Consider the following 11,030-nt stretch of genomic DNA (forward strand, 5'->3'; position numbering starts at 1 on the left):
AGATCCTTCATGGTGATCATCTCCAAAATCCTGCTCAAAAAATGAGCAGACGAGTTAATCACCCTGGTCAATTTTCAGCGCGCACTACCTCGCTTTTCTGGTCAGTTTTCAACGAGCGTCAACACCCCAGCGCTGGTAGGTCTTCGGCATCACCGTGACCCCCCAGGCCGACTTGTCGCTCGGCGAGGCGATACGGCCGGTGAACGTGGGCTCGATCACCGTGTCGCATTCGTTACCGAGACGGAACGGGTTGATCGACCCGAGGCCGTAGCAGGCGCCCTTGCCGCCGTCGGCGTTGATCCCCATGCCGGCGCGCATGTAGCCGTGGAACTCCAGCGCCTCGGCGCAGAAGGCCACGCTGCTGAAGCTGGCAAGTGCCAGCGCAAACGTGCTGCCTACAACGATGTGCTTCATCTCCTACTCCTCCTTGGTTGGGCGCCTTGGAATGCGCCCTGGTCGTCGTGCGGGGCGTTACAGCCCCTTAATGAAATCGTTTTCATTGCGTCGCTGTGAACAAACGCGATGAACAGAACCTTCCCGCCGCCAAAAAAAGGGCGGTGGGAGGCAGCCAGTAGGCCACCTCCCAACCGAAGCCACCGGAGGTGGCGGGAGGTGAACCCGGTGTTGCCCCGGCTGCGCCGGGTATGCTCGGCGTGGCATGCTCAGGCCTGTGCGGCAATCGCACGCCCGTCGGGGCGGAACAGATGACAGGCGCCGGCCTGCGGACGCAGGCCGATCGCTTCGCCGGCGCGCAACGCAGTGCGGCCGCCTTGTGTCTTGATCGTGACGATCTGGTCGGCGCCGTCGATCGCGGCGTAGACGATGGTCGAGTCACCGAGGTGTTCGAGCAGGTCGACACGCGCGGCGATGCCGTCGCCGGCCCGCGTCAGCTCCAGATGCTCGGGCCGCACGCCGAGCGTCAGCGCGCTACCGGCATCCGCGGCAACGCTGCGCGGCAGTTCAAAGCCGGAGGCACGGCCGACTTTCAGCGCAATGCTGTCGGCGCGCCGCTCGGTAACCGCGCACTGGATGAAGTTCATCTTCGGGCTGCCGAGGAAGCCGCCGACGAACTGGTTCGCGGGTTCCTGGTACAGATCGAGCGGGCGACCTACCTGTTCGATCACGCCGTGGTTGAACACCGCGATGCGGGTGCCCAAGGTCATCGCTTCGACCTGGTCGTGGGTGACGTAGATCATCGTGGTGCCGAGTTCTTCGTGCAGCTTCGACAACTCGATGCGCATCTGCACGCGCAGTGCGGCGTCGAGGTTGGAGAGCGGCTCGTCGAACAGGAAGACCTTGGGCTTGCGCACGATGGCGCGGCCAATCGCCACGCGCTGGCGCTGGCCGCCGGAGAGCGCCTTGGGCTTGCGATCGAGCAGATGCGTGATCTGCAGGATCTCGGCGGCGCGGCCGACGGCGGCCTCGACCTCGGCCTTCGGCTTGCCGGCGAGCTTGAGCGCGAAGCCCATATTCTCGCCGACCGACATGTGCGGATACAGCGCGTAGCTCTGGAACACCATCGCGATGCCACGCTCGGACGGCTGCACATCGTTGGCACGCTTGCCGTCGATCAGCAGGTCGCCGCCGGTGATGTCTTCCAGGCCGGCGATCATGCGCAGCATGGTGGATTTGCCGCAGCCGGAAGGGCCAACGAAGACCATGAATTCGCCGTCGGCGACATCGAGGTTGATGCCCTTGATGACTTGCGGGCCCGATTCGTAGGTCTTCTCGATGTTGCGCAGATGCAGGGTGGCCATGTGCTTACTCCAATCCGGTGACGGCGCGCTGCGCCGTGATGTAGCCGCGATACCAGTGGGCGCTGTCCTTGAGCACCCGGCGCTGGGTCGCGTAGTCGACGTAGACGAGCCCGAAACGCTTGGCGTAACCGGAGTTCCACTCGAAGTTGTCGAGCAGGCTCCAGGCGAAGTAGCCGCGCAGATCCACGCCTTGCGCGATCGCGGCGGCGGCGGCTTCGAGGTGCCAGCGCAGGTAATTCACGCGGCCGCTGTCATGCACCGCATCGCCTTCGAGCGTGTCGGCCGTGGCGGCGCCGTTCTCGGTGATGTAGAGCGGCGGCGGATTGTAGGCGCGGGCAAGGCGAACCAGATGTTCGGTGAGCCCTTCGGGGTACACCTCCCAGTCCATGTCGGTGAAGCCGCGGTCGCCCGGCGGCTGCACACGGCCGTCGCCGCTGCAATAGCTGCGCATGTAGTAGTTGAGGCCGAGGAAGTCCATCGGCTCGCCGATGATCGCCATGTCGCCCGGCTCGGGCTGCGGCGCGTCGGCACCGAGGTAGGCGACCACGTCGGCCGGGTAGGCGCCGCGGAACAGCGGGTCCATGTACCAGCGGGTGGACAGGCCATCGGCGATGCGCGCGGCACGGCGGTCGGCTTCGCTGTCGGGGTTGGCAGGGTAGGCCGGGCTCTGGTTCAGCACGATGCCCAGTTGCGCCTTGCAGCCGGCGGCGCGCATCGCACCCAGCGCCATGCCGTGCGACAGCAGCAAGTGGTGCGACACGAGGAAGGCCGCCGCACGGTCGCGCAGGCCTGGTGCGAACTGGCCGGTCTCGTGCCCGAGCGTGGCGGTGCACCAGGGTTCATTGTGTGTTGCAATCGTTTTCACGCGCGATCCGAAACGCCGCGCAAATTCCGCTGCGTACTCCGCAAAACGCACACAGGTCTCGCGGTTGCGCCAGCCGCCCGCATCTTCGAGCGGCTGCGGCAGATCCCAGTGGTACAGGGTGGCGTGGGCGGCGATGCCGGCTTCGTCCAGCGCGTCGAGCACGCGGGCGTAGAAGTCCCAGCCCGCCTCATTCCATGCGCCACTGCCGGTGGGCTGCACCCGCGGCCAGGCGCAGGAGAAGCGGTAGTCGGTGACGCCCATTTCGCGCATCAGCGCAATGTCTTCGCGATAACGGTAGTAGTGCTCGCAGGCAACGTCGCCGGTGTCGCCACCGTCAGTCTTGCCAGGCGTATGGGAAAAGGTGTCCCAGATCGACGGTCCGCGACCGTCAACCTGGGTGGCGCCTTCGATCTGGTAGGCGCTTGTGGCGACCCCCCAGGCGAAGTCGGCCGGAAACAGGTGCTTCATCTTGGGCTCCGGAATGATGTTTTTTGTGGTCTTCATTACGCGCAGTTCGTTGTTTTCTTCAGCCCTTGACCGCACCTGATGTCAGCCCTTCGATCAAGCGCCGCGAGGCGATGACGAACAGCACCATCAGTGGCAGCACGGCAATCGCCGAGCCTGCCGAAATCGCACCCCACGGCACTTGGCCGGTGCCTTGCAGCGCACGCAGCGCCAGCGGCACGGTGAACATATCCATGTCACGCATGATCACGAGCGGGCCGGCAAAGTTGTTCCAGGCGCCGATGAAGGTGATCAGGCCGAGCGAGCCGAGTGCCGGCGTCACCAGCGGCAGCACGATGCGCCAGAAGATGCCGAACTCGCTGCAGCCGTCGATGCGCGCGGCTTCCACCAGTTCCTTCGGGATCGCGGTGCCGATGAACTGCCGCATCATGAAGATGCCGAAGGCCCCGCAGGCACCCGGCACGATCAGCGCCTTGGCCTCGTTCATCCAGCCGATCGCGCTCATGATCAGCACGGTCGGGATCATGAAGATGAAGGCAGGCAGCATCATCGTGGCCATGATCACGGCGAACAGCGACTCGCGGAACTTGAAGTGGTACATCGCGAAGGCATAGCCGGCGAGCGAACAGAAGAACAGGTTCAGCACGGTGACCGAGAACGCAATGAAGAAGCTCAGGCCGAGGTTGCGCCAGAAGAAGGGCAGCTTCTCGATCAGCAGGCGCACGTTGTCGAGGAACGCGCTGCCGAACCACAGCGGCGGCGGCACCGACAGGATCTCGGTGTTCGTGTGGGTGGCAAACACGAACATGAACCAGAACGGGGCGAGCATGATCACGCCACCGAGTGCCACGATCCCATAGGCGAGCCAGCGGCTGGGGCTCACGCGCTTTCTGACGGCAGCCATGGCCTCAGTCCTTCTGTGCAAAAAACTTGTTGTTGGCCCAGGTCATCAGGCCAATGATCAGGAACAGGATCCAGGCGACCGCACTGGCGGTGCCGAAGTCGCTGTCGACGAAGGCGGTGTTGTACATGTGCATCGCAGCGGTCTTGCCAGCCTGGTTGATGCCACCGGTACCGCCGGTGATGATGAACGGCTCTTCGAATAGCTGCAGGTTGCCGATGATCGTCAGCGTCACCGCGAAGAACATCATCGGGCGCAGCAACGGCACCGTGATGTGCCAGAACTGCTGGCGTGACGTGGCGCCGTCGATGGTGGCCGCTTCGTACAGGTCACGCGGAATCGTCTGCAGGGCCGAGAGGTAGAGCACCGTGTTCCAGCCAACGTAACGCCAGAACACCAGCGAGGAAATCATCCACTTCGTGTATTGCGGCTGGGCCCAGTCCACATTGCTGGTGGGGAACAGCCAGGCGAGCGGGTGCATGCCGGCAATGTTCAGATTGCCGATGCTGGTGAGCGCCATGTTGATGACGCCGTAGTCACGCGAGAACAGCGAATTCCACACCAGCGCAATCGCCACCGTCGAGGTGATGAAAGGCAGGAAGTACACGCCGACCACCGTATTGCGATGCTTGCGCAGATAGGTGTGGGCGAAATAGGCCAGCGGGATCGCGACGAGGTGCTGCGGCAGGCCCGACACGATGGCGATCCAGAAGGTGTTGAAGAGCGACTTCTGGAACCAGTCGTCTTCCAGCACGAACTTGAAGTTCTCGATGCCCACCCATTCCATGCCCTGCAGGCCGGTGGACGGGTCCCAGGTCTGGAACGCGAGCCACATCGAAAACAGCAGCGGGAACAGGCCAAAGACCAGGAACAGGATGAAGAAGGGCGAAATGAACAGGTACGGCGCCCATTCCCAGGCCTGCAACTTGCGGCGGCGCCGCGGCGGCGAAACGGCCAGCTCGCTGGCGGCAGGGCTGTGGGAACTCGTGACGGACATCATGCAACTCCAGTATTTCGGGGGGCCGGAACAGGCGGTGGGGGTTCGGGGGGTGCCTGTTCCGGCGGGCTAGTGCTTACTTCCTGCGACGAACGCGCTTCTCGATCTGGGTCTGCGCATCGGCAAGGGCGGTCTTGATGTCCTTGTTCTGCTCAAGCACCTTGTCCAGCTCCGCGTTGACGATGTCCTGCGCGGTGCCATCGAACTTGTCGACCGCCACGGCCGGGATCTTGTCCGCCGCAACCTTCCACAGCTGGCGTGCCTTCTGGCCGCCAAGGAACTCGATCGGCTGCTCAAGGAAGGGGTCGTTCTGCGCTTCGATCAGGGCCGGGAAAGCGTCGAGCTTGCGGAAAGCCTCGATCTGCATTTCCTTGTTGAGCGTCATGAACTTGATGAACTCCCAGGCTTCCTTCTTGTTCGCGGCCGCCTTCGGGATCGCGTAGAACGAGCCACCCCAAGACGCGAAGCCACCGTTCGGCAGCTGGGCCGAACGCCAGTTACCCTTGGTGTTCGGGGCCAGCCACTGTGCAAAGTGGCCCGCCAGCCAGGCGCCCATCATCTGGGTCGCAACCTGGTTGCGCTTGAAGCCTTCCGACCATTCCGGCGACCACGCAGCGATCTTCGCATCGATGCCGGCGGTACGCGCGGCCTTGGCCAGCGCAAATGCCTTCTCGAAGCGCGGCGAATTGACCAGCACTTTGCCCTTGCTGTCGAAGTAGATGCCTTCGCCGTCCTTCAGCCCGGTGCGGATGTAGATGTCCTTCAGATCCACCGCGTTCGACAGCAGGTAAGCGCCGGACGAGGCCTTGAGCTTCTTGCCGCTTTCGAGGAAGGAATCCCAGTTCTTCGTCAGGTCGGCTTCGCTGATGCCGGCCTTCTCAAGCAGATCCTTGCGGTAGAACAGCGCGCCAGGGCCGATGTCGGCCGGCATCGCGGCCACGTTGCCCACGCCACCCATCGCTTGCGGGAAGGTGAACTTGGCGAACTTGGTGCGGTACTGCGCGGCGTTGTACGGTGCCTTGCTCAGATCCTCCAGGCCGCCGGATTCGGCGAACTTGCCGATGAAACCGACTTCAACCGCCATCACGTCAGGCAGGTTGGTGCCGGTGGCCAGCGCGGTCGTCATCGCGTTGTGGTGATCGCCGAAGGCCAGGCTCACCAGCTTGATCTCGACGTCCGGGCGCGCCTTCTTGTACAGCGGAATCGCCGCCTTGACCGCTTCGTCAAAGCTCGGGAACGACGCGACGGTTACGGTGGTGGCAGCCTGGGCGCAAGCAAAGGCCAAGCCGAAGCTCAGCCCGAATGCAATGCGCGTCAGTCGGTGGGTGACAGTCATCCTCTTCTCCTCTGGTGTGCCGGGCGCGAGTCTGTCACGCCCGATTGATCTTGCCCGCTTCACGTCTTTTTCTGAAAACGTTTTCACGCGACGGGCACATTGAAAAGCAATTCCCGGATGAAGTCAACGGCTTGACGCAAATTGCTGATCTCGGCGCAACGGTCGGCAAATTAAGGGGATAGCCAGGCCCGCCCGCACCATTTAAGTGCCGCGTGTTCTAGAATCACGGACAACCCAGCGCTGCAATGCCATGAAAACGACTGCCAAGCCAAGTATTCGCAAGAAGGACCCGTCCATGCCCTCCGGCGCCACCTTGATCGAGGTGGCCGAGGCGGCGGGGGTTTCCGCCAGTACGGTATCGCGCATCCTCAACGGCACTGCGCGCGTGTCGGCCGACAAACGCAAGGCCGTCGAAAAGGCGATCGTCGATCTGAATTTCACGCCCAACGTGCTGGCGCAAAGCCTCAAGCGCGGGCAGTCGATGACGATCGGCGTGATCACGCAGGCCGTCGACAGCCCGTTCTTTACCGAAACCCTCAAGGGCATCGAAGACGGCATTACCGGAAGCGGCTTCGCGGCGCTGATCGTCAGCGGCCACTGGAATCCGGACGAAGAAGCCGAGCGCGTCGGCCTGCTGATGGCGCGCAAGGTCGACGGCATCATCATCGTCAGCGGCAACATCCCCGACGAGCAGATCGTGCGTTTTTCCGAGCATGTGCCGATGGTGGCAACCGGCCACGGCTGCGAATCGGACCGCTTGCGCGCGATTCGCGTCGACAACGTATGGGGCGGCTATCGGGCAACGAAGCACCTGATCGAGTTGGGCCATCGCCAGATCGCCCATATCGCGGGTATTCCTACCCTCACCGACGCCACCGACCGCCTGACCGGCTACAAGCAGGCGCTCGAAGAGGCTGGCATTCCCTACAACGACGCGCTGGTGGTGCAGGGCGACTTCCGCGAATCGGGCGGCCTGCTGTGCGCCAACCAGCTGCTCGACCGCGGCGTGCCGTTCACCGCGCTGTTCGCCGCCAACGACCAGACCGCCTATGGCGCGCGGCTCGCGTTCTTCCGCCGCGGCATCCGCGTACCCGACGACATCTCGCTGATCGGCTTCGACGATCTGCCGGGCAGCCCCTACACCACGCCGCCGCTGACGACGATACGCCAACCGGTGTACGAAATCGGGCGCACGGCCGCCGCCGCGATGCTCGCGCTGATCGGCAACAAACCCTTCAAGATCGAAACACCGCAGCTTGAGCTGACGATCCGCGAGACGACCCGACGCTTGCGCTGAGCTAGCGCGCGCCGATCATCGGCCGGATGACGATCTGGCCGCGCCGCCTGTGCTCAGATGCGCGCCATCACGCCGACGAGCGCCACCATGTCATCGACCACCACCCCAAGCGCCGGCCTTCGCATCCGCCCGGCCAAACCGCGCGACGCTACGCGCATCGCAGCACTTGGCATCCAGGTGTGGTTGCACACCTATGCCACCAGCTGCGTATCCGGCGTAGTGGCGGACTATGTGCTGCAGGAGTTTTCCGAAGGGCGTCTTGTCGAGAAAATCGAAGACCCGCAACGCCTGGTGCTGATCGCCGAAGACGCCGACCACCTGCTCGGCTACGCGGTGCTCCACTTCGCCGCACCGCAGGCGGACCTGCGCACCGAGCTGGAAACCCTCTATGTGCAGGCGCACTCGCTGGGCCAGGGCATCGGCCATGCGCTGCTCGCCGAAGCGCGCTCGGCCGCGGCGCGCGGCAACGGCAGCAGCGCAATCTGGCTGACCGTGAATGCGCGCAACGCCCGCGCGATCGCCTTCTACCAGCGCCAGGGTTTCAGCGAAATCGGTGAAACCGACTTCATGCTGGGCGGCACGGCTCACCGCAACCTGGTGATGGTGGTACGGCCGGACTGAAGCCCGGCCGGCGTGCTCAGAACCCGCCCTGCACCTTCACCGCACGGGCGCGATGCAGATAGTCGTTGTAGGCCGGTATCGCGATCGCAGCGAGGATGCCAACCACGAACACCGCCAGCAAAGCGACCACCGCGAAGGTGCCGGCCTTGCCGTTGGGGGGCGGTTTGGGGCCGAAGCGGTTGCTGCCACGGCTACCCGGAATCAGCAGAAAGGCAAGGTTGGCAAGCGGCACGAAGGCGAGCAACGCCAGCCAGCCGCTCTGGTCGAAGTCGTGACTGCGCTGGATCGCCAGAATCGCGTGGAAGATCAGGAAGCCCGCATAACCCACCACGATCAGGATGCCACCCAGCATCGGCATGCCCATCGCGGCGGACAGGAAACCGGCCAGCGCGCCGATCATCGCAACCAGCAAGGTCGCGCCGATCCCGTAGGCAAGGTAGCGCACACGGCCGATACGGCCACCAGGCGAGAAGGGGCGCACCACGCCGACGGCATCGTCGGCAGCAGGCGCATCCAGCACCGCGGCCTGCGGCGGGGCATAGGGGTTTGCAGCAGCGGATACAGCGGTGTTCGACTCAGCGCTCATGCGCACGGCTCCATCGGCGGGGGAGCCGCAATCATAACGGGGGCCGCTCGATAGCGCGGCCGCACCGCGCTTACACCTCAGCCCACATTCGCAACAGGTTGTGATACGTGCCGGTCAGCTTCACCAGTTCGCCCACATCGCCGAGTTGCTGGCGCAGTTGCGTGATCGCGAGATCCATATCGAACAGCAGCGCGCGTCGGCTGTCCTCGCGCACCATGCTCTGCAGCCACATGAAGCAGGCGACGCGCTCGCCGCGCGTGACCGGCTCGACGCGGTGCAGGCTGGTCGAGGGGTAGAGCACCAGGCTACCGGCGGCGAGCTTCACTTCGTGCTCGCCGTAAGTGTCTTCGATCACCAGTTGGCCACCGTCGTAGCTCGCCGGGTCGGAGAGGAACAAGGTTGCCGACACATCGGTGCGTACCGGGCGCCCACCGCCGCCAGGAAGACGGCGCACCGCATTGTCGACATGCGCACCGAAGTGCTCGCCCCCGGCGTAACGGTTGAACAGCGGCGGATAGACCTGTGCCGGCAGCGCGGCGGAGAAGAACATCGCGTTGCGCGACAGCGCCGCCAGCACGATCTCGCGCGCCGCTGCGACCGCCGGCGAAGATTCGGGCAGCTGGCGGTTACGTTTGACCTGCGCGCTCTGGCTGCCTGCGGTGACGCGGCCATCCGCCCAATCGGCGGCGTCGAGCAGCTGCCGCAGGCGAGCAAGTTCGTCGGCGTCGAGTACGGAGGGGACTTCAATCAACATGGCAGCTCCAGCGGTTTGAAAAGGCCGCCACCGTATCGTGGCGGCCTGCAGGGTCAGAACGAAACTTCGGCCGTGAGCGAGCCGGAACGCCCGACACCGGGTACTACATGGCCACGGTAGAGGCCGTCGTAGTAGAGCTTATCGAGCAGGTTATCGAGGTTCACGCGCAGCGTGTAGTTACGCAGCGTGTATTGCGCCATCGCATCCCAGCGCGCATAACCCGGCGCCCAGTTCGTGTAGTTCTCGGGCGGCGTGCGGCCACTGACACCCTGCACCCCAGTGCCGACCTTCCATTGGCCCAGGGCATACGTGGTCCACAGGCTGCCGGAGTGCTTGGGTGTGTTGCCCGGCACGTTGCCAACCTGCGACGCGGTACCGGCGTCGATCTTCGCCAACATGAAGGCGTAGTTCGCGAACACTTCCCAGCCCTCGACGATGCGACCGGCAACCGACAGCTCGATGCCATTGGTGTGCCGCTTGCCGGAGAGCAGGTAGTTGGTCTGGCTCGCCGATTCCACGTCGGTATTCCGTTCGTGGTACTTCTCGGTGCGGAACAGCGCGGTCGCGATCGACGCGTTGCCGTCGAAGAGATCCCACTTCGCACCCAGCTCGATGTTGCGGCTCTCTTCCGGCGGCGTGTTGGCGCCACGGGCATCGAACTGGTAGAGGTCGCCGGAGGTCGCGAACGCGGTGCCATAGCTCAGGTAGTACGAGGCCACATCGTTCGGCTGATAGATCAGGCCGGTGCGGTAGCTCCACTCGCGGTCGCTGCGCTCGTAGATCGGGTTCGGGTCGGCCGCCGTCGGCGTGCGTTCATAGCGGCCGCTGAAATTGTCCCAACGCACGCCCAGCAGTGCCTTCCAGTGCGGCACGAACTCGACCAGATCCTGGCCATAGATCGCAAAGCTCTCGGCATCGAAACTGTTGAAGTTGTTGCGCACCCGGGTGTCCGCCACCGTCGCACCGGTGTTCGGGTTGCCGATCGTCGCCGCCGGTTTTGTACGCGTACCGGCATAGCCCCAGCGCTCGTCCGACTCGCGTCCGATCTCGATGCCGCTGGCAATCTGGTGCGTCATGCCGAACCAGTCCTGCTCGGTCGTGTAGTCCGACTGGATGAAGCGCTGCTGGTAGTCGCCACCGCGCGTCTGGTTGCCGCGCGATACCGGCGTCGCATCGGTCACCGGTGAAGTCAGCGGCCACTGCCCTGCGCCGGTACCGCTGTTCACGCCGGCCGTGCTGGCCCACAGGTCGCGCTTGTATTCGCCGTAGCGCGCGGAGGTCTTGATCTGGCTCTTCGCGTCGAAGCGGTGCGTCCAACTGAAGGTGCCAACGTCGGCCGAATCGCGCTGGTAATCCTGATCGAGGCCGTACCACTTGTCCGCCGCCTCATCCACCGGGCGGTTGTTGCGCCAGCGGAAGCCGTAGTCCGGGTTGTCGTTGTAGTCGAGGTG

General features: G+C 64.3%; 11 protein-coding genes. 2 read left to right on the forward strand and 9 right to left on the reverse strand.

Annotated elements, in window-relative coordinates:
- Positions 1–108: 108 nt before the first annotated feature.
- The 6 genes from ACE3P0_RS06250 to ACE3P0_RS06275 all read right to left on the reverse strand — a co-directional run bounded on the left by ACE3P0_RS06250 (position 109) and on the right by ACE3P0_RS06275 (position 6,321).
- Complete coding sequence (locus tag ACE3P0_RS06250) at positions 109–414, reverse strand: carbohydrate porin (RefSeq protein ID WP_374400968.1); 306 nt, start codon at positions 412–414, stop codon at positions 109–111.
- A 248-nt stretch (positions 415–662) separates the two neighbouring features.
- Positions 663–1,757 carry an ABC transporter ATP-binding protein gene (locus ACE3P0_RS06255; RefSeq protein ID WP_374400970.1) on the reverse strand — a complete coding sequence of 365 codons (1,095 nt, stop codon included), beginning with the start codon at positions 1,755–1,757 and terminating at the stop codon, positions 663–665.
- A 4-nt stretch (positions 1,758–1,761) separates the two neighbouring features.
- The gene (locus ACE3P0_RS06260; protein ID WP_374400972.1) at positions 1,762–3,126 is read right to left on the reverse strand and encodes a GH1 family beta-glucosidase; all 1,365 of its coding nucleotides are present in this window, start codon (positions 3,124–3,126) and stop codon (positions 1,762–1,764) included.
- 22 nt (positions 3,127–3,148) lie between these two features.
- Positions 3,149–3,991 carry a carbohydrate ABC transporter permease gene (locus ACE3P0_RS06265; RefSeq protein WP_374400974.1) on the reverse strand — a complete coding sequence of 281 codons (843 nt, stop codon included), beginning with the start codon at positions 3,989–3,991 and terminating at the stop codon, positions 3,149–3,151.
- Between the two features lie 4 nt (positions 3,992–3,995).
- Positions 3,996–4,985, reverse strand: a complete 990-nt coding sequence (locus ACE3P0_RS06270; RefSeq protein WP_374400976.1) for a carbohydrate ABC transporter permease — start codon at positions 4,983–4,985, stop codon at positions 3,996–3,998.
- Between the two features lie 76 nt (positions 4,986–5,061).
- Positions 5,062–6,321 (reverse strand): extracellular solute-binding protein, encoded by a 1,260-nt coding sequence (locus ACE3P0_RS06275; protein WP_374400979.1) that lies wholly within the window; start codon positions 6,319–6,321, stop codon positions 5,062–5,064.
- A 250-nt stretch (positions 6,322–6,571) separates the two neighbouring features.
- On the opposite strand from ACE3P0_RS06275, the gene ACE3P0_RS06280 reads away from it, so the two are divergent.
- Both ACE3P0_RS06280 and ACE3P0_RS06285 read left to right on the forward strand, forming a co-directional pair.
- Positions 6,572–7,618 (forward strand): LacI family DNA-binding transcriptional regulator, encoded by a 1,047-nt coding sequence (locus tag ACE3P0_RS06280; protein WP_374400981.1) that lies wholly within the window; start codon positions 6,572–6,574, stop codon positions 7,616–7,618.
- Positions 7,619–7,705: 87 nt separating this feature from the next.
- The gene (locus ACE3P0_RS06285) at positions 7,706–8,239 is read left to right on the forward strand and encodes an N-acetyltransferase family protein (RefSeq protein ID WP_374400983.1); all 534 of its coding nucleotides are present in this window, start codon (positions 7,706–7,708) and stop codon (positions 8,237–8,239) included.
- A gap of 16 nt (positions 8,240–8,255) precedes the next feature.
- Here the strand turns inward: ACE3P0_RS06285 and ACE3P0_RS06290 are convergent, their stop codons facing one another.
- From ACE3P0_RS06290 to ACE3P0_RS06300, 3 genes are all read right to left on the reverse strand, one after another.
- Positions 8,256–8,825 carry a DUF805 domain-containing protein gene (locus ACE3P0_RS06290; protein WP_374400984.1) on the reverse strand — a complete coding sequence of 190 codons (570 nt, stop codon included), beginning with the start codon at positions 8,823–8,825 and terminating at the stop codon, positions 8,256–8,258.
- A 70-nt stretch (positions 8,826–8,895) separates the two neighbouring features.
- A complete protein-coding gene (locus ACE3P0_RS06295; protein WP_374400986.1) occupies positions 8,896–9,579 on the reverse strand; it encodes a Fe2+-dependent dioxygenase in 684 nt (227 codons plus the stop codon).
- 53 nt (positions 9,580–9,632) lie between these two features.
- Positions 9,633–11,030 (reverse strand): TonB-dependent receptor (locus ACE3P0_RS06300; RefSeq protein WP_374400988.1); only part of this gene is annotated, 1,398 nt, incomplete at its 5' end.

Origin of the sequence: Niveibacterium sp., from assembly GCF_041909475.1 — a bacterium.
Taxonomy (GTDB): Bacteria; Pseudomonadota; Gammaproteobacteria; order Burkholderiales; family Rhodocyclaceae; genus Niveibacterium.

Excerpts from the sequence above, each read along its gene's own strand:
- ACE3P0_RS06255 (WP_374400970.1), bottom strand. The coding sequence starts at position 1,757 with ATGGCCACCCTGCATCTGCGCAACATCGAGAAGACCTACGAATCGGGC.
- ACE3P0_RS06250 (WP_374400968.1), bottom strand. The coding sequence starts at position 414 with ATGAAGCACATCGTTGTAGGCAGCACGTTTGCGCTGGCACTTGCCAGC.
- ACE3P0_RS06265 (WP_374400974.1), bottom strand. The coding sequence starts at position 3,991 with ATGGCTGCCGTCAGAAAGCGCGTGAGCCCCAGCCGCTGGCTCGCCTAT.
- ACE3P0_RS06270 (WP_374400976.1), bottom strand. The coding sequence starts at position 4,985 with ATGTCCGTCACGAGTTCCCACAGCCCTGCCGCCAGCGAGCTGGCCGTT.
- ACE3P0_RS06275 (WP_374400979.1), bottom strand. The coding sequence starts at position 6,321 with ATGACTGTCACCCACCGACTGACGCGCATTGCATTCGGGCTGAGCTTC.
- ACE3P0_RS06290 (WP_374400984.1), bottom strand. The coding sequence starts at position 8,825 with ATGAGCGCTGAGTCGAACACCGCTGTATCCGCTGCTGCAAACCCCTAT.
- ACE3P0_RS06295 (WP_374400986.1), bottom strand. The coding sequence starts at position 9,579 with ATGTTGATTGAAGTCCCCTCCGTACTCGACGCCGACGAACTTGCTCGC.
- ACE3P0_RS06260 (WP_374400972.1), bottom strand. The coding sequence starts at position 3,126 with ATGAAGACCACAAAAAACATCATTCCGGAGCCCAAGATGAAGCACCTG.
- ACE3P0_RS06280 (WP_374400981.1), top strand. The coding sequence starts at position 6,572 with ATGAAAACGACTGCCAAGCCAAGTATTCGCAAGAAGGACCCGTCCATG.
- ACE3P0_RS06285 (WP_374400983.1), top strand. The coding sequence starts at position 7,706 with ATGTCATCGACCACCACCCCAAGCGCCGGCCTTCGCATCCGCCCGGCC.